Source organism: Nonomuraea sp. CX421, assembly GCF_059358955.1.
On record NZ_JCADBK010000020.1, the window covers coordinates 101544 to 120045 of the forward strand.

11 protein-coding genes and 1 pseudogene are annotated in these 18502 nt (G+C 71.2%); 7 read left to right on the top strand and 5 right to left on the bottom strand.

The window, feature by feature from the left end:
- Positions 1 to 73 precede the first annotated feature (73 nt).
- The 3 genes and pseudogenes from AC5L3X_RS29070 to AC5L3X_RS29080 all read right to left on the bottom strand — a co-directional run bounded on the left by AC5L3X_RS29070 (position 74) and on the right by AC5L3X_RS29080 (position 4359).
- Positions 74 to 1120, bottom strand: coding sequence for a sulfite oxidase (locus AC5L3X_RS29070; protein ID WP_494861132.1), 1047 nt, complete (start codon positions 1118 to 1120; stop codon positions 74 to 76).
- A 1345-nt stretch (positions 1121 to 2465) separates the two neighbouring features.
- A complete protein-coding gene (locus AC5L3X_RS29075; RefSeq protein ID WP_494861134.1) occupies positions 2466 to 3206 on the bottom strand; it encodes an alpha/beta hydrolase in 741 nt (246 codons plus the stop codon).
- A gap of 317 nt (positions 3207 to 3523) precedes the next feature.
- Positions 3524 to 4359: pseudogene (locus AC5L3X_RS29080) on the bottom strand (transposase).
- Between the two features lie 198 nt (positions 4360 to 4557).
- Between AC5L3X_RS29080 and AC5L3X_RS29085 the strand changes: the two are divergent.
- Positions 4558 to 5427: a TIGR03619 family F420-dependent LLM class oxidoreductase gene (locus AC5L3X_RS29085; protein WP_494861136.1), complete on the top strand. Its 870-nt coding sequence runs from the start codon at positions 4558 to 4560 to the stop codon at positions 5425 to 5427.
- 587 nt (positions 5428 to 6014) lie between these two features.
- Here AC5L3X_RS29085 and polX read toward each other — a convergent pair.
- Positions 6015 to 7697 (bottom strand): DNA polymerase/3'-5' exonuclease PolX, encoded by a 1683-nt coding sequence (gene polX / locus AC5L3X_RS29090; protein WP_494861138.1) that lies wholly within the window; start codon positions 7695 to 7697, stop codon positions 6015 to 6017.
- A gap of 50 nt (positions 7698 to 7747) precedes the next feature.
- Positions 7748 to 8716: an aldo/keto reductase gene (locus AC5L3X_RS29095; RefSeq protein WP_494861140.1), complete on the bottom strand. Its 969-nt coding sequence runs from the start codon at positions 8714 to 8716 to the stop codon at positions 7748 to 7750.
- A 217-nt stretch (positions 8717 to 8933) separates the two neighbouring features.
- Here AC5L3X_RS29095 and AC5L3X_RS29100 point away from each other — a divergent pair, with 217 nt between their 5' ends.
- From AC5L3X_RS29100 to AC5L3X_RS29125, 6 genes are all read left to right on the top strand, one after another.
- Positions 8934 to 10016: a sensor histidine kinase gene (locus AC5L3X_RS29100; protein ID WP_494861142.1), complete on the top strand. Its 1083-nt coding sequence runs from the start codon at positions 8934 to 8936 to the stop codon at positions 10014 to 10016.
- Positions 10017 to 10155: 139 nt separating this feature from the next.
- Positions 10156 to 12732, top strand: coding sequence for a class III lanthionine synthetase LanKC (gene lanKC / locus AC5L3X_RS29105; protein WP_494861144.1), 2577 nt, complete (start codon positions 10156 to 10158; stop codon positions 12730 to 12732).
- A gap of 4 nt (positions 12733 to 12736) precedes the next feature.
- Entirely contained in the window at positions 12737 to 12868 is a 132-nt protein-coding gene (locus tag AC5L3X_RS29110; RefSeq protein WP_189127049.1) for a SapB/AmfS family lanthipeptide, read from the top strand.
- A 75-nt stretch (positions 12869 to 12943) separates the two neighbouring features.
- Positions 12944 to 14755 (top strand): ABC transporter ATP-binding protein, encoded by a 1812-nt coding sequence (locus AC5L3X_RS29115; RefSeq protein WP_494861146.1) that lies wholly within the window; start codon positions 12944 to 12946, stop codon positions 14753 to 14755.
- On the top strand, positions 14752 to 16524 hold the full coding sequence (locus tag AC5L3X_RS29120; RefSeq protein ID WP_494861148.1) for an ATP-binding cassette domain-containing protein: 1773 nt from the start codon (positions 14752 to 14754) through the stop codon (positions 16522 to 16524). The genes AC5L3X_RS29115 and AC5L3X_RS29120 overlap by 4 nt, the downstream gene beginning before the upstream one ends.
- On the top strand, positions 16521 to 18497 hold the full coding sequence (locus tag AC5L3X_RS29125) for a prolyl oligopeptidase family serine peptidase (RefSeq protein ID WP_494861150.1): 1977 nt from the start codon (positions 16521 to 16523) through the stop codon (positions 18495 to 18497). The genes AC5L3X_RS29120 and AC5L3X_RS29125 overlap by 4 nt, the downstream gene beginning before the upstream one ends.
- Positions 18498 to 18502 lie beyond the last annotated feature (5 nt).

Consider the following 18502-nt stretch of genomic DNA (forward strand, 5'->3'; position numbering starts at 1 on the left):
TTTCAGATGAATTCGGGTAAGCCGGACACCCTATTCGCGAACGTGCAGCTCACCCCGGATCGGTGACAATTCCCTATCCATGGACAACCTGCACGGGATGCCGCACGACTGCGTCGAAGTTATAACCGAAAGCTTGCCGTGGCGTGATCAGAGGCTGCGTCGCGCCGGACTCGTCGGTGGCCCGCGCCATGAGCACGTGCGGCCCGGGCCGCTGCGGGGCCCATCCAATGTGCCACGGCAACCAGGCGCCGACCAGGTGGTGGCCGTGGTGCTCGGCCTGCTGCCAGGTGAGCCCGCCGTCGAAGCTGACCTCGACCCGGACGATCCGCCCGTTGCCGGACCATGATCTGCCGTGCAGGATGTGCGGACCGCCGATGGTGATCGTCGCATTCCAGGCGATTTCGAAAGCGCTCCGTACCGGCTGGGTCGTGACGTCCGGGTAAAAGACGGTGTTCCATGGCGTGGAGGCTTCTTCGGTGGTCACTTCCATGTCGCCCAGCCATTTGATGGACGCGATTCCCACCCATCCCGGCACCACCAGGCGCGCCGGAAATCCATGGTCGGGTGGAAGCGGCACACCGTTCATCTCGTAGGCGACGAGCACGTCGTCCACGGCCTTGGCGACGGGCAGCGGCCGGCGTACGTGCCCGTGGTCCTCGAACGGCGCGTCGAGCCCGCGCGGCACCACGTCCACGGCGTCGGGCCGCAGCCCGGCGTGTTCGAGCAGATGGCCGAGCGGCACCCCGCGCCATCGCGCCACCCCGATGCCGCCGAGGCCCCACTGGATGCCGGGGATGGGATCGTGCTGCTGGACGTCGTAGAACCGCCGCCCGTTGCCGGCGCACTCGATCGCCGTGTCGATGGTCCGGGAGGGCATGGCCAGCAACTGCCGGTAGTCGTACGTACGGGAGTGCCGCACCCCCGGCCCGTGCACTCGCAGCCGCCAGGTGGCGGCGTCGATGAGAGGGGTGGAAGTGTGGTTGCGGACGAAGAACCGGTCGTTGGGGGTGTGGTAGCCCTCGCCGGCCATGGCCTCCCAGCGCATCTCCGCGTTGCCCTCGCGCAGGGTGAACAGGTGGTCCGGCAGGGGTTTGACGATCGTCGCCAGAGCTTGCTTCATTGACGTCACCTCCTTAATCCTTATTTCCTACTGGTAAACCATTTAATCGTTACCGTGTGTAGTCGAGCGCTCGCTCCCGAAGGGACATGCCCAGATTTGACCGGGTCGCACCTCCTCGGCTGTAGGCAGAACCGGGGTTGGGTCATCCCTTACGACGAGACCATCCTCACGCTCGGGACGCTGGACTTTCCAGGACCCAACGCCATACCCATCGACGCCTCGTGCTTGTACGGGTGTCCCGCAAGCCGAGGTGCCCACACGGCCGGGTTGACCTGGGCCCACACGGCCGGGGTTGACCTGGGCCCACGCAGCCGGGTTGACCTGGGCCCACACGGCCGGGTTGACCTGGGCCCACACGGCCGGGTTGACCTGAGTGGCCGCAGGTCTGGGTTGGTCTGGGTGGCCGCGGAGGCGGGTGGGCGTTCCGGCCGACCGCGATTGCCCGGGGTCTGGTGTTTTTCGCCTTCGGCGTTGTTGCGGGCGCGGGGGTACTTGGCACGGTCTTAAGTCGGCCGGAACGCCCACCCGCCTCCGCTTCACTGCCCCCGCCGTCCTGTCTGCCCGCCGCAGAACGGTCGGGGCTCGTCGCCTTCCTTCCCGCCGATGCTGAAGCGCCCGCTTCCGGCCCTTGGCCTGCTCGCCGTAGCTGAAGCCGTCACTTGCCGGCACAGTGCGGGCTGGGCGCCGCAGCCGCGGCCGAGCGCCTGACTCTGCCACGCTCTAGGCAAAGCCTGATCGCCCACCTCCGCGAGGTGACCAGCCGGCACTTGGCCGCCGCCGGCACGTCTGAACCTTCGCCTCCCCGTGAGCGCACGGCTCCCGAGCCCACAGTGTCTGAAGGCGCACACGGCATGTGGTTTTGTTCGTGGGAACTGACCGCACTTGCTCGTGAGTTTTGACCGCACTTGGCGGTCGGAAGCATGATCGATGTTCGCGAGAAGTGACCGCACTTTGGCAGCTGTGGGGTTTGCGGGCGAGGTTGTGCTGGGGCGGGTAAGCGGAACGGTGCTCTCGCCTAATGCGGCCAGTGGTAGGCCTGCTGTCCTGTGCCATCGAACCGTGAGCCTGTGTCACCGAAGCTTGATCGGTAACAACCCCGGTTGTCCGCTGCCAAGCAGGTCGGCCCTGTGTCATCAAATCAGGCCCCGCCCTTATCGGGTGCGATGGTTGGTTGCCGAGCCGTTCGGTTCGTTGTGCCACTCAACGGGCCCTTCCAGGTCAACGAACTGACATCGGGCCGTCTTCGCTGGCAACGGACACCGGTCACTAGCGCATCGCTGGCGGCCGAACGCCGCCCCGAACGGCCGATACCAGCCGGTCGGGGCGGACAGGGCGCGGACAGCGACTACTTCAGATGCCGATTGAAGAACTGGGCCGCGGCGTCTCCCGCGAACTGCGGGACGCCGGTGTGCCCGCCCATATTGGCCTCCAGGGTCTTCTCCTTGGAGCCGAAGGCGTCGAACAGGTCCAGGGCCGCCTGCCGGTCGTTCCCTTCGTCGTCCCACTGCAGGAGGACGTGCAGCGGAATGGTGACCTGGCGGGCCTCTTCGAACATGGCGCGAGGCACGAAACTCCCGGCGAACAGACCGGCGGCCACGATGCGCGGCTCGACCACCGCCAGCCGGACACCGATGGAGATCACTCCCCCCGAGTATCCGACCGGGCCGCCGAGCTCGGGCAGCGCAAGGAGGGCGTCCAGGGCGGCCTGCCATTCCGGAACTGCCTTCTCGACCAGCGGGAGGATGAGGGCGTCGACGATCTCGTCGGTGACCGGCCCGCCAGCCTCCAGCGCCCGGCGCAGGTCGGCGCCGGCCTGGTGGATGGCGGCCAATCGGGGCCGGTCGCCGCTTCCGGGGAGCTCGATGGTGGCCGTGGCGAAACCCTCTGCTGCGGAATGCTGGGCTCGGGCCACCAGCCGGGGGTACATCCTGCGCAGCCCAAGGGGAGGGTGGCCGAGCAGGATCAGCGGCAGCGGTTCGGGCGCGGATGCAGATGCGGGCATCCACAGAAAGCCGGGGATCTCGCCGAGGGTAAATTCGCGCTCGAGGACGCCGTCATCGAGACGCTGTTCAGAAATGAAGTGCATGGTCGTGCCTTTCGGAGAGCTCAGAACGGCGCTCCCGGACGACGACCTACCGCCCGACCGTGACCCTAGAGGAGAGCACCCACGTAAATACGTTCACGGGTACCACCTCCTCGTTCTCTCGCACGGCCTCCAAAAGGCTAGCAGGCCAGAGGATCATCTTCTATGACACAAAGTCGCGTCAGCCAAGGTTCGATGGCACGCGATCAAAGATCGGTGGCGCCGGACACCTGCGGAGGGACATGCCATGCGTCAAAGGCGGCCGATGGACTGAAACAGGGCGCGGTCCTATCGGCCTGGATCGCTGATGCGAATTTGGGTTAGTGGTCGTAAGCGGTCAGGGACCGTTTCACGGGTGCGCCGGTGTTCCAGTTGTGCCAGATTGCGGCGTTGAGGGCGAGGATGCGTTGGCTGATGCGTGCCCAGAGGCCGTCTGGGTGGCGGGCGTTGTGGCGTTCGAGGCCGAGCTGGTTCTTCAGGGTCCAGATGATCGCCTCGATGCGCTGGCGTAGCCAGCCGGGAAAGGGCAGGGCGCGTGCAGGCTCGTCTTCGCGGGCCGGCCGGATCAGGAGATGACCCAGATCCGCAGCGGCCTTCTCGATGCCGGCTCCGGCGAATCCCTTGTCGCACACGATCGGGCATGGCCCGTCGGCTATCTGGTGGACGTGCAGCAGGTGCAGGGCCTGCTTGCGTTCATCGAGCTCTTTGGGGTGGGCGAGGCTGAAGCCGGTCACCGCGCCATCAGCGGTGGTGATCAGCATCAGCTTGGCACCCCAGTAGAAGGCGTGGTGGGACTTGTCCATGCCGTATCCGGCGATCTCACCCAGGTGCGATCTGTTGACGTCACCCGCGAGGCGCCGCAGCGGATCGGGGTGCCGTCCATCAGTCGCAAAGGTTCGTGCCAGGTCGGGACCTGGCGGGTCGGCCACAACGCCGCCGCCGACATGGCCGGCCCCAGATCACGCAGTTGCCGGTTGTACTGCGACTGGGAAGGCAGTCTGGGGAACAGGTGCCCGATCCGGTCGGCCGCCATCCGCATCCAGCGGCGTTCGTCATCACACCGCAGCAGCACCTGCGCCACTGCCACGACCACCGCTTCGGCCGGGGTCAGCACCGGCGGCCGGCCCCGCCCGCGAGGCCGTCCCCGCGAAGGCATCACGTGATCGTCCAGAGGCGTGGCGATGGCACTGGGCGCAGGTTGCCCTGACGCCGGTGACAAGGTTCTAAGGTGCCTGCGACAGGCGGGTGGGAAGGCCGCGGACGCATGGCGGGGGCACGATGCCTCCGTAGCACCGGCTGAGCAGACCAGCGACCGCCCATCCATCACATCGGCTGACTAACCGGAGGAATGACGATGAAGTTCGCAGTCAGCTACAGCACGCCCTACTACGGTGTCGACCCTGACAAGATCGTGGCCTACGCTCAGCATGCCGAGGATTGCGGCTTCGAGTCGCTGTATCTGCCCGAGCACATCGCGCTGTATCCCGGTGCGATGGCCGGTCGCTTTGAGCTCCCGCCGTCGTTACCGTACTTCGACCCGCTCGATTGCCTGAGCTTCGTCGCCGCGGCTACCCGACGGATCCTGCTCGGGACAGGCGTGCTGCTACTGCCGTATCACCATCCGGTTGTTCTCGCCAAGCGTCTGGCGACCATCGACGTGCTGTCCAAGGGGCGGATGCGGTTACTGACCGTGGGGCTCGGCACCCTGCCTGGTGAGGCCCGGGCAGTGGGGGTCGATTTCAGCACCCGGGGCCGTCGGGCCGACGAGGCGATCGACGTGATGCGGCTGCTCTGGGCCGGCGGCGAAGACGGCGTCAGCTTCGCCGGGGAGTTCTTCACCTTTGACGACCTGTGCCAATTCCCAAAGCCCCACGGGGTCACCCACCTGCCGATCCACATCGGCGGATCGAGCCGGGCGGCCGCGCGCCGCGCCGGACGACGCGGCGACGGTTACTTCCCGGGTGGCGCGCTCGATCCGAACGAGCGCGCCACCCAGATGGACCTCGCTCGATCGACCGCCGTCGAAGCCGGTCGCAGCCCGGACACTCTGGAGTACACGCGTTGGGGCTCGATCGACATGACTGTCGACCAGGTCGAGGACCTCGCCGCCCAAGGTGTGACCCGCATCGTCATAGGTGCCACTGCCACCGAACCAGACCAGCAGCGCGAGGAGCTGTCCGCGTTCGCCCAGCGGTTCGCCCTACTCGAACACCTCACCAGCTAGTTTCCTGTCTCCAGCCGGGCGAGGAATCCAATCGTGTTCAGTTGCTCGTGTTTCCTCAAGCCGTACGCGGCTGGCGGTAGCAGGTCACGGCACCCACCTCACCGATCCTTTGCACCCGAAGATGGATGCGCCTGTTGTCCTTCATGTGTACCGGGAGGCCGTTCAGGCGCTCCGCCACGGCTACGGCGCCCGGCCCGCGCTGTGTCGGAAAGTGCAGGCTTCAGCCTACGGCGGCCGACCGCGACGTACGGGATCGGGCGCTTCAGCGTCGGCGAGGAGGAAGGCGACGAGGCCCGGCCCGCTCTGCGGCGGGGCGACAGGACGGTGGGGCGCCGTAGAGCGGAGGTGGGTGGGCGTTCCGGCCGACTTAAGACCGTGCCAAGTACCCCCGCGCCCGCAACAAGGCCGAAGGCGAACATCACCAGACCCCGGGCAATCGCGGTCGGCCGGAACGCCCACCCACCTCCGCGGCACCGCGGAAGCACCCACTTCTGCGGCACCGTGAAGCACCCACTTCCGAGGCACCATGGGAGCACGGCCTATGCGGCGTGTCGAAACACCTCGGACGAGGTCCGAAGGGAGGCAGGTCAGGGCCGGAGGAAGGCCTGGAGACGCTCCAGCGGCCAGGTGTTGATCACGTCGTCGGTGGTCAGCCAGGCGCGCTGGGCCACGCCGACGCCGAACCGCTGGTGGGCCAGGTGCGGGATCGCGTGGGAGTCGCTGTCGATGGAGAATCTGACCCCGTGGTGCTTGGCCAGCCGGACCAGGTCGGACGGCAGGTCGGACCGGTCGGGATAGGAGTCGATCTCCATGGCCGTGCCCGTGCGGGCCGCGGCGCGGAAGACGGCGTCCCAGTCGGCGTCGACCGGCTCCCGCTTGCCGATCTTGCGGGTGGTGGGGTGGCCGATGATGTCGACGTAGGGATTTTCGCAGGCCGTGATGAAGCGGCGGGTCATCTCGTCGCGCGGCATGCCGAAGTGGGAGTGGACCGAGGCCACGCAGACGTCGAAGCCGCGCAGCACCTCGGCCGGCCAGTCGACCGAGCCGTCGGGCGCGATGTTGAGCTCGGTGCCGTGCAGCAGGCGCATGCCGGGATAGGAGCTCTGGAGCTTCGCGATGCGCTCACGCTGCGCCAGCGCCTTGTCGAGGGTCATGCGCTGCATGGTCAGGTCGGGGGCGTGGTCGGTCACCGCGTAGTAGGAGTAGCCGCGGGCGGAGGCGGCCGCCACCATGTCCTCCAGCGAGGCGATGCCGTCGGTCAGGTCGGTGTGCGTGTGCAGGTCGCCGCGCAGGTCGTCGAGCCGGACCGGCTCGGGCAATTCGCCGCGGAGCGCCGCGCGCACCTCGCCGCCGTCCTCGCGCATCGGCGGCGGGACGTACTGCATGCCGAGCGCCGCGTAGATCTCCTCCTCGGACTCCGAGGCGATCACCCGCTCGCCCTCGAACAGGCCGTATTCGGAGAGCTTCCAGCCCTTCTTGACCGCGATCTCGCGGATCGCGACGTTGTGCTCCTTGGAGCCGGTGAAGTATTGCATCGCGGCGCCCCACGACGCGGCGGGCACCACGCGCAGGTCGACCTGGACCCCCGAGGTGGTGCGCACCGACGTCTTCTTGTCGCCCGCCGCGATGACCTCCGTGACATAGGGCCGCGCGCGGAACTCCTCCATGATCGACTCGGGCGCCACGGCCAGGATGTCGACGTCGCCGATCGTGTCCTTCATCCGGCGCAGCGACCCGGCGTAGGCGACGCGCTCGGCCGACAGCGACGCCATCACCTGCTCGGCCAGCGACATCGCGACGCCGATGTGCACTCGCCGGCCCGACTGCTCCAGCTGCTGGACGCCCTTCAGCAGGTTGGCCAGGGTCTTGGGGCCGAGCCCCTTGACCCCGTCGAGCCGCCCGGCCGTGATGGCCTCGCCCAGCGCCGCCGGTGAGTCGATGCCGTAGTCGTCGAACAGCATGATCGCGGTCTTGGGCCCCAGTGTCGGCACGCGCGTCAGCCGTCGCACCCCCTCGGGCACCCGTCCGCGCAGGTCGTCGAGCTGGCGGAAGCTCCCGCGCTGGAGGAACTCCTCCATCTTCTTCGCGATCGCCTCGCCGACGCCCGGCACGGCGCGCACGTCGGTCGCCGAGATGTCCTCGGGGAAGCCGGCGATCGCCTTGGCGGCCTTCTGATAACTGCGCACGCGGAACGCGTCGCCTCCGGTCAGCGCGAACAGCTCCGCGTACTCCTGGAGCGCCGCCGCCGCCTCCTCGTTTGCACGTGCCATGCGCACAGCTTAGAAGGCGGCACCGACACTTCACCTCAGACCGTACGTGATCAGAAACGGACCTCACGCGGCCGGTACGGCTCCGCGAGGAAGGCCAGCTCCTTCTCCGAGAGCGACACGCCCACGGCGGCCACCGCGTCGTCGACGTGGCCGTCACGCGTGGCGCCCACGATCGGCGCCGTGATCCCCGGCTGCGCCATCACCCAGGCCAGCGCGATCTGGGCGGCGGGCAGGTCGCGCTCCCGCGCCACCTGCGCGACCCGGTCCAGGACGAGCCGGTCGTTGTCCGCCTCGTACAGGTAGTCGATGCGGGGGTCGGAACCCGTCCGGGTGGTGGTTTCGGTCGTTCCTGCGCGGGCCAGGACGCCGCGCGCCAGCGGGCTCCACGGGATGACGCCCACGCCCTGGTCGGCGCAGAGCGGGAGCATCTCGCGCTCCTCCTCGCGGTAGAGCAGGTTGTAGTGCGGCTGCATGGACGTGAACCTCGTCCAGCCGTGCTCGCCGGCGACCCGCTGCGCCTTGGCGAACTGCCACGCCCACATCGAGGAGGCGCCCAGATAGCGGGCCTTGCCCGCCTTGACCACGTCGTGCAGCGCCTCCATGGTCTCCTCGATCGGCGTCTCGTCGTCCCACCGGTGGATCTGGTAGAGGTCCACGTAGTCGGTGCCGAGGCGGTGCAGGGAGTCGTCGATGGCGGCGAGGATGTGCTTGCGTGACAGGCCGCGATCGTTGCGGCCCCTGCCCATCGGGAAGTAGACCTTCGTGGCCAGCACGTAGTCCTCACGCCGGGGGAAGAGCTCGCGGAGCAGGTTGCCGGTCACGACCTCGCTCTGGCCGTCGCTGTAGATGTCGGCGGTGTCGAAGAAGGTCACGCCCGCCTCGACCGCCCGGCGGACGATCGGCTTGGCCCGCTCCTCGGGCAGCGCCCATTCCTGCTTGGCCGGATCGCCGTAGCTCATCATCCCGAGACAGACGCGAGAAACTTTCAGTCCGCTGGCGCCCAATCGCATGTAGTCCATAGGGACAACTATATGTCCTGAAATGTTCCAGATTGTGGTAACGAGGCCGCGTCGAAAGTCGGCAATGCGCTTTACATGGACAGGGCAATCGGGTCGATTGGAGGAGTGAGACGGGCGTTCCGCTTTCGCGATGCGACGGGTCCGGTGACGACTTCATTTCGGGGGACGAGTGAACGGAACAGATAGCTGGTTCGCGCGCGGATCACGTTCCGTGGCCATGCTCTCCTCCTCTCCGCTGACGCTGGGCGGGCTCGGCCTGATGGCCGGGGTGCCGGCGCTGACGGTGCCGGTGCACCGGGGGCTGGCGGACTCGGGGCACGCCGTCATGGGCTCGGCGGTCCTGCTCGTTCTCCTGGCGGTGCACGCCCGGTTCGTGCTGCTCATACTGGCCCGCAAGGGCGTCGGGTGGTGGCTGGTCGCCGCCCAGGCGGGGCTGACATACCTGCCGTTACCGGTCGTCGGGGCGGCCTGGATCCCCGTGTCGGGGCTGCTGTGCGGGGCCCTGCTGCTGGTCGCGCAGCAGGTCCGGTCCTTCGCCGTGGCGGCCCTGGCCATGGCCTGCGGGCCGGTGCTCCTCGCGGCTCCGCCCGAGGCGCTGACCCACGCCGGCTGGGCCGTCGCCGCCCCGCTGCTGGGCCTGGTGGAGTTCGCCCTGGTCGGCCTGGCCGTGCAGGCCGACCGGCTGTCGGCCACGCGCAGTGACGTGATCCACCGGGCGGTGGTCATCGAACGCCGCCGCTTCACCAGGGACCTGCACGACCTGGTGGGTCATCGGCTCACCGTCCTCGTGCTGAAGGCTCAGCTCATCCAGCGGCTCGTACACGAGGGCGACGAGAAGGCGGGGCAGGTGGTGGACGAGACGCTGACGCTGCTGCGCGCCCTGGCCTCCGACGTGCGTGCCGTCGCGCACGGCGAGCAGCGCTCCTCGCTGGAGATCGAGCTGAGCTCGGCGCGGGCCCTGCTGGAATCGGTGGGGATCCGCTGCCAGATGCGGGTGTCGTGCCGCGACCTGCCGCGTGAGGTGGCCGAGGCGCTCACCCACACGCTGCGCGAGGGCGTGACCAACGTGCTGCGGCACGCCACCGCCCGCGAGTGCGTGATCCAGCTGCTCGAACAGGACGGCCTGGTGAGCCTGTCGATCAGCAACGACGGCGTCCTTCAGCGGCGCCGGCCAAAGGACGGCGGGCAGGGGCTGATCAACCTGACCGAACGGGTCACGGTGCTCGGTGGCCGGCTGGAGACCACGTCCTTACGCGGCGGGCGTTTCTTATTCACGGTGCACATTCCGAGAAATCAATAGTGACTGCCTAACAAAAGCATTTATGAGAAACGCACATAGGGCAGTGTGTTCGGCACGCCGCAATGCTGTTCTGTGTTACTAGACGAAATATCGGCGCGCCGTCATTCTTCTCGTGTGGACCTCATCGGGAAGGCGCGTGATGGATCAGTATGAGCTGTACTGCCTCGCGGATCGTCATTTCTACGACACGCTTGAGCACAGCACGGCCGACGACGCCGGCTTTCCCATTCTGCGCAGGCCGGCGCCCGGCGACTGGTCCTCCGAGGTCACTGACACCTGGTGCTACTACGCCCCCCAAGGGCAGCCGCCGATGCCCGCGCAAGGGTGGAAGATTCACGTGTCGGCCCGGCTCGACGACGCCGAGAAGGCGATAGCGGCCGTCTACGACTACTGCGTTCCCCGGAAGATCGCTTTCAAGTTCCTGCGTGGCCCGGCGGTCCTGGTCATGGTCAATTCCAAGGCCGCCTCGCGCGCCTCCAGCGGCAAGCTGATCACCATCTACCCGAGGGACGAGGCGCAGCTCGAACTCGTCCTGAAGGAACTGCACGAACTACTGCGCGACGTCCGGGGCCCCTACATCCTGAGCGACCTGCGCTACGGCGAGGGACCGCTTTTCGTGAGGTACGGCGGCTTCGCCGAACGGCACTGCCTGTCCGGCGGCGGCGAGCGCGTGCTGGCCGTCGAGGACGGCGCCGGCCGGCTCGTCCCCGACGTGCGCGGCGCCACCTTCTCCGTGCCGCCGTGGACGACCTTGCCGGAGTTCCTCAAGCCGCACCTGGCCGCCCGCAACGCCGTCACCATGAGCGAGCTGCCGTACGAGATCGACACGGTGCTGCACTTCTCCAACGGCGGAGGCGTCTATCTCGCCCGGCACCTGCCCACCGGCGACCAGGTGGTGCTGAAGGAGGCCAGGCCGCACGCCGGCCTCGACGCCCTCGGCCGGGACGCGGTGACCCGGCTGACGCACGAGCGCGACGTCCTGGAACGCCTGGCCGGTCTCGGCGCGGCACCCGAGCTGCGCGACCACTTCACCGTCGGCGAGCACCACTTCCTCGTCCAGGAGTTCGTCGACGGCACCCCGCTGCAGCGGCGCCTGGTGCACCGCTACCCGCTCACCCGCGCGACCTGCGACGCCGACGACCTGGCCGCCTACACCCGCTGGGCGCTCGACACGCTGGACCAGGTGGAGGCGGCCATCGAGGCGCTGCACGAGCGCGGCGTCGTCTTCGGCGACCTGCACCCGGACAACATCCTGCTGACCGAGAGCGGGCGCGTGGTGCTCATCGACTACGAGGTCGCCACCCTGGCCGGCGACGGGGGACGGGCGGCCCTGGCCCACCCGGCGTTCGTCGCGCCACCCGACCGGCAGGGGGCCGACGTCGACAGGTACGCGATGGCCTGCCTGCGGCTGGGCCTGTTCGCGCCGCAGTGCACGATCATGCTGCCGCTGTCCCCTCCGAAGGTCGCGCAGCTCGGCGAGCTGGTCGCCGAGACGTTTCCGGGCACCCGGGACATGGCGCTGACGGCTGCGGCCACCATCATGGGCCGCGACCGGGCCGAGGCGCCGGACCTCCCGATGCCCGGCTCCGCGCCCTGGCCGCCGCTGCGCGACGCGCTCCGCCGGGCCATCACGGCCGCCGCGACCCCCGATCGCGACGACCGGCTGTTCCCCGGCGACGTGGCGCAGTTCCGCCCCGGCGGCGGCCTCAACCTCGCCCACGGCGCGGCCGGCGTCCTGTACGCGCTGGCGGTCAGCGGGGCCGGACGCTTCCCCGAGTACGACGGCTGGCTGCGCGAGCGGGCACTGCGCCCGATCCAGGGATCGGGCCTCGGACTGTACGACGGGCTGCACGGCATCGCCTACGTCCTCGACCGGCTCGGATACCGCGAGGACGCGCTCGACCTGGTGGACATCTGCCTGCGCGAGAAGTGGGACGGGCTGGAGTCGGCGCTCCACTCCGGGCTGGCCGGGATCGGGCTGAACCTGCTGTACCTCGGCGAGCCCGAGCTGACCAAGGCCGGCCTGCGTGCGGTCGACATCTGCGCCGACCGGCTCGGCGGTCCCGACGACGTGCCCGAGGTCAGCGGCGGCCTCAACCCGCGAGCCGGGCTCATGTACGGCTCCAGCGGCCCCGCCCTGCTGTTCCTGCACGCCTACGAGCACACCGGCGACCCGTCGCTGCTCGACCTGGCGGAGGTCGCGCTCCGGCAGGATCTGCGCAGGTGCCGGGCGGCCGAGGACGGTTCGCTCCAGGTGAACCAGGGCTGGCGGCTGCTGCCGTACGTGGACGAGGGCTCGGCCGGCATCGCGCTGGTGCTCGCCCGCTACCTGGCCCACCGCGACGACCCGGAGCTCGCCACCGCGCTCGCGGACCTGCTCAAGGCGGCCCGCTCCGGCTTCTTCGTCCAGCCGGGCCTGTTCACCGGCCGCGCCGGCATCATCGCCGCGCTCGCCGGCGTGCCACCGCAGCCGGACACCGCCCAGGTGCTGGAGGCGCACGTCAAGGGCCTGCGCTGGCACGCACTGCCGTACGGGGGTGGCCTGGCCTTTCCGGGCGACCAGCTGCTGCGGCTGTCCATGGATTTCGCGACTGGTTCGGCAGGTGTCCTCTTCGCCCTGAACACGGTACTGGGCGACAACCCGGGACACCTGCCGTTCCTGGAGGCCGCGCCAGTGGTGCGGCCTGTCACCCACGAGTCCCGGAAGGAGGTGTAACACCATGGTCCTTCTCGACCTGCAGGGGCTCGAGACCCCGGCGAGCAGCGACGTCGCCAGCGGCGGCAGCACGCTCACGGTTCTCGGATGTCACTCCGGCAAGCCCAGCAACCTCAGTGTCGCGCTCTGCCACTGATCAGTGAGACCGATCCCCGCGCCGACCGAGAAGGCCGGCGCGGGGATCTTCGGACTTGACGCGAGGAGGCCCGGGGTGCTCGCCGGAGACCGGCTGGTCATGAGCGCGGTACGGCGGAACGGGCCGTGGACCGCGATCCTGGCGGTCACGGCCGTCGGGGGCGCGGCCGCCGAACTGGCCCTGCCGTACGTGGCGGGCCGGACCGTCGACGCGTTCCTCGCCACCGACCCCGCGGCCGTGGAGTGGCTGGCCGGCTGCGCCGCGATCGTCACCTGCGTGGTGCTCTGCGAGAGCCTCGGCGTGTGGGCCGGCGGCGTGAGCGGAGCCCGCGCCGCCGCCCGGCTGCGCCTGGGAATGCTGCGCCACCTGCTCGGCGCCGGGCCCGCCGCCACCCGTCGCTTTCCCGAGGGCGAGCTCGTCACCCGCGCCGGGCTGAACGCCGAGGAGGTCGGCAGGGCTCCCGAGTCGGTGACCGGGGCGCTCGCGCTCCTGGTGCCCACCGTCGGCGCGCTGGTGGCGCTGACCCTCATCGCGCCCGTGCTCACCCTGACCCTGCTCGCCGGGATCGTCCTCATCCTGCTCGTGCTGAACACCTTCCTGCGCGCCACCACCACGATCGCGGGCGGTTACCAGAAGGCGCAGGGCGAGCTGGCCGCCGGCCTCGTCGAGGCGCTCGGCGGAGCGCGTACGATCGCCGCCGCCGGGACCGAGGAGCTGGAGGCGCGCCGCGTCCTGCGGCCGCTGCCCCGGCTGCGGCGGCACGGCCTGCTGCTGTGGCGCGCCAACGCGACGGCGGGAGTGCGCGCCGGGCTCGTGGTGCCGCTGGTGGAGGTGGCCGTGCTGGCGGTCGGCGGCTTCATGCTGGCCGCGGGCGACCTCACGGTGGGCGAGTTGTACGCGTCCGCCAGGTACGCGGTGCTCGGCGCCGCCCTGAGCGGCGCGCTCGGTCCCATCGGCGGCCTGGCCAGGGCGCGGGCCGCGGCCGGTCGGATGGCCGAGGTGCTCGCCGTGCCCCGCACCCGCCACGGAAGCCGGGCGATGCCGTCCGGGGCGGGCACCGTGGAGTTCCGTGACGTGACGGCCGCCGGCCTGACCGTGCCGCGACTGGTCATCCCCGGCGGCTCGCTCACGGCCGTGGTCGGCCGGTCAGGGTCGGGCAAGTCGCTGCTCGCGGCGCTCGCCGCCCGGCTGGCCGACCCCGACGGCGGCACGGTCCTGCTCGACGGGGTGCCGCTGCCCGAACTGGCCCGCCCAGAGCTCAGGCGCGCCGTCGGCTGTGCCTTCGAACGCCCGGTCCTGGTCGGCGACACGATCGCCGACGCCATAGCCCTCGGCCGCGGGCTCCCGGACGACGCGCCGCCCGCGAGCGGCGACGCCGCCGACGTGGCATCGCGGGCAGGTGGCGATGTCGTGCGTCCGGCCGCCGAACTGGACGCCGTGGCGGTGGCGGCGGGGGCGGCCCGCGCCGACGGGTTCGTCAGGCGGCTGCCGCACGGGTACGCCACGCGGACCGCGGACGCGCCCCTGTCCGGTGGCGAACGCCAGCGGCTCGGCCTGGCCCGGGCCTTCGCTCAGGGGGAGCGGCTGCTGGTCCTCGACGACGCCACCTCCAGCCTCGACACCGTGACCGAACGCGAGGTCGGCCGCGCGCTCTCCGACGGGCCCGGCGGCCGCACCCGGCTGGTCGTCGCGCACCGCCTCGCCACGGCCGCCCGTGCCGACCAGGTCGTCTGGCTGGAGGACGGCACCGTACGCGGCCGGGGACCGCACCGCGAGCTGTGGCGCGACCCGGCCTATCGGGCGGTCTTCCAGGGCGACCTCGCGCACGACCTCCAAGGCGGCTTCCAGGGCGGCTCGCGGGTGGACTTCCAGGGGGAGGAGCCATGAGGGCACTGCTCTGGCGCGCGCTGCGCCGCGAGCCGCGTCAGCTGGTCCGGATCTGTCTCTGGTCGGTGCTGGAGGCGGCGCCCGCCTTCCTCATCGGCCTCGCGGTCGCCCGGGCCATCGAGGACGGCTTCGCCGCGGGCCGGCCGGAGGTCGGACTGGCCTGGCTGACGGCGCTCGGCGCGGCCTGGGTGGTGGCCGCGGTGGCCGCCCGCCAGATCGTCCTCGCGGTGGCGGCCGTGGCGGAGCCGTTCCGCGACGACCTGCTCACCCACGTCGTCGGCGGCGCCGTCCGCCGCGCCGCCGCCGCGCCCGGCGCGCGGCAGGACAGCGCCGCCGTCACCCGCGCCGGGCTCCAGGTCGAGCTGGCCAGGGACGCCTTCGCGGCCGTCGTCACCACCGTGCGCGGCTTCGCGTTCACCGTGGTGAGCGTGGTCCTCGGCCTGCTCACGCTGGCGCCGGGGGCCGCGGCGCTGGTGCTGCCGCCGTTCGCGGCCGGGCTGGTCCTGTTCCTGGCGTCCCTGCCGCTCCTGGCCCGGCGGCAGCGGGAGTTCCTGCTCGCCGACGAGCGGCTCGCCGAGGCGATGACCGCGATGGCCGGCGGGCTGCGTGACATCGTCGCGTGCGGCGCGGAGGATCGCCAGGGCGCCCGGATGGCCGCCCACGTCGACGGCCAGGCGTCCGCCGCGCGGGCCCTGGCCAGGGCGACCGCCGTTCGCACCGCCGCGCTGGGCGTCGGCGGCTGGCTGCCCGTGCTGCTCGTGCTCGCCGGGACGCCCTGGCTGCTGAGCGGCGGCGCCGGCGCCGGGGTGGTCGTCGGCGCGCTCGCCTATGTCACCCAGTCGCTGGCCCCGGCCCTCGGCGGGCTGGTGCACGGCCTCGGGGTCAGCGGCGTCCAGCTCGCCGCCACCCTGGATCGGATCACCGCCGCCCCGCCGCCACCCCCGCGCGGGGTCCGCCGCCGGCCCGCGTCGGCCGAGGTGCGGCTCCGCGAGGTCACGTTCGCGTACGGCCCCCACTCCGCCCCGGTCGTCGACGGCCTCTCGCTGAGCGTTCCCGAGGGCGAGCACCTGGCCGTCGTCGGGCCGAGCGGCGCCGGGAAGTCCACGCTGGCGGCCCTGATCAGCGGGTTGCTCCGCCCGGACGCGGGTCAGGTGCTGGTCGGCGGCGTCCCCGCGGACCAGGCCGAGCACGCCGCCCGGGTGCTCATCCCCCAGGAGGCGTACGTCTTCCGCGGCACCCTGCGCGAGAACCTCGCCTACCTCCGCGCCTCGCCGGACGGCCGTGAGGAGGGTGGCCGTGAGGACGGCGGCCGTGAGGACGGCGGCTGCGAGGAAGGCGGTGACCGGCCGGACGGGGCGGGGCCCGGGCCGGCCGAGCTCGAGGCGGCGGTGCGCGCCCTCGGAGCGGCCGAGCTGGTGGCGGCCGTGGGCGGGTACGACGCCCCTCTCGACCCGGGCGCGCTGTCGGCGGGACAGCGGCAGCTCATCGCGCTGGTGCGCGCCTACCTGTCACCCGCCCGGCTGGCCATCCTGGACGAGGCCACCTGCCACCTCGATCCCGCCGCCGAGGCACGGGTCGAGCACGCCTTCGCCACCCGTGGCGGCACGCTCGTCGTCGTCGCCCACCGGATCACCTCGGCCCGGCGGGCCGGCCGCGTCCTGCTCATGGACGGCGGTCGGGTCCAGGCCGGCACCCACGACGAACTCGTACGCACCTCATCCCTGTACGCCGACCTGGTCGGCCACTGGCAACCGGAGCCCGTGACATGAGATATCCAGCGGCAAGGCGACTGCCTCTCGTCGAGAACCTGCACGGCCACCCCGTCCGAGATCCCTACCGCTGGCTGGAGGACCCTGACGATCCCGAGACCCGGGACTGGCAGGCCGCCCAGGACCGGCTCTGGCGTGACCAGGCCGCCGGGCTCCCGCTGCGCGAGCGGTTCGCCGCCCGCCTGACCGAGCTGGCCGCCACGGGGCTGGTCACCCCGCCGGTGTGGCGGGGGGAGCGCCACTTCCGGCTGTCCCAGTCCGCCGGTCAGGAGCATCCGGTGCTCTGCCTCGACGACGAGGTGATCCTCGATCCGATGCGGCTGGATCCCAGCGGCCTCACCACGCTCGACGACTGGCAGCCCGACCTGGACGGCAGGCGGCTCGCCTACCAGCTGTCCAGGCGCGGCGACGAGCAGGCCGACCTGTACGTCATGGACCTCGGCACCGGCCAGGTGGTCGACGGCCCGGTGGGCGGCTGCCGCTACTCCCCGGTCGCCTGGCTGCCCGGCGAGGAGGGGTTCCTCTACGTCCGCTTCCGTCAGGGGATCTACCTGCACCGCCTCGGCGAGCCGGACGACGTCCAGGTCTTCAGCCGCGGCGCGGTGCCGTACGGGCTGCTGATCGACGCCGCCGGCCGCTGGCTGACGATCTCCGCGGGCACCCGGGCCGGGAACGACGTCTGGCTGGCCGACCTGTCCACCTGCTCCGCGCTGCGGCCCGAGCTGCGCGTCGTACAGGAAGGGCTGGAGGCCAACACGGCGGCGGCCGTCGGCCACGACGGGCGCGTCTACCTGCTGACCGACCAGGGGGCGCCCCGGCGCCGGCTGTGCGTGGCCGACCCGGCGGCCCCCGACGCCTGGAAGGAGCTGATCCCCGAGGATCCCGAGGCGGTGCTCGGCGCCTTCACCGTCCTCGACGGCGACCGGCTCCTGGTCTCCCGGACCCGCCACGCGGTCAGCGAGATCGGCGTCCACGACGCCGTCAGCGGGACGCGGCTGGCCACCGTACCTCTGCCCGGCAGTGGGACCGTCACCTCGCTGACGTCGCGGCCGGGCGGCGGCCACGAGGCGTGGTTCGGTTACACCGACGCCGTCACCCCCGCCGAGGTGTGGCACTACGACGCGCGGGCGGAGCGGGCCGTCAGGTGGGCCGGGCCGCCCGGCCACGTGCCGCTGCGGGGAGTGGAGAGCCGGCACGTGGAGTACCGCTCCGCCGACGGCACCCTCGTGCGCATGGTCGTCTCCGCGCTCCCCGGGCGAGAAGGGCCCCGGCCGGCGATCCTGACCGGTTACGGTGGGTTCGGCGTGCCGCTGACGCCCGGGTACGCCGCCGACTCCCGCGCCTGGGTGGAGGCCGGCGGTGTGCTGGCGATCGCCGGCCTGCGCGGCGGCGGCGAGGAGGGGGAGTCCTGGCACCGCGACGGCATGCTGGACCGCAAGCAGAACGTCTTCGACGACTTCATCGCCGCCGCGGAGAGGCTCGTCGCCGACGGGTGGACGACGCCCGACCGGCTGGCCGTCTGGGGCGAGTCCAACGGCGGTCTGCTCGTGGGAGCGGCCATGACCCAGCGGCCCGGCCTGTTCGCCGCGGTGGTCTGCTCGGCGGGGCTGCTCGACATGGTCCGTTACGAACGGTCCGGTCTGGGCGCCTCCTGGACGGCCGAGTACGGCTCCGCCGACGACCCCAGGCAGTTGCCCTGGCTGCTCGGCTACTCGCCCTACCACCACGTCCGCGACGGGGTGGACTACCCGGCGACGCTGTTCACCGTCTCGGGAGCGGACTCCAGGGTCGATCCGATGCACGCTCGCAAGATGTGCGCCGCCCTGCAGCGGGCCACCTCGGGGGACCGGCCGATCCTGCTGCGGCACGAGCCCGACGTCGGGCACGGCGCCCGCGCGGCCAGCCGGTCCGTCACGCTCGCCGCCGACATCCTGGCCTTCGTGGCCGACCGCACCGGCCTGACGACGGACTGACCGAA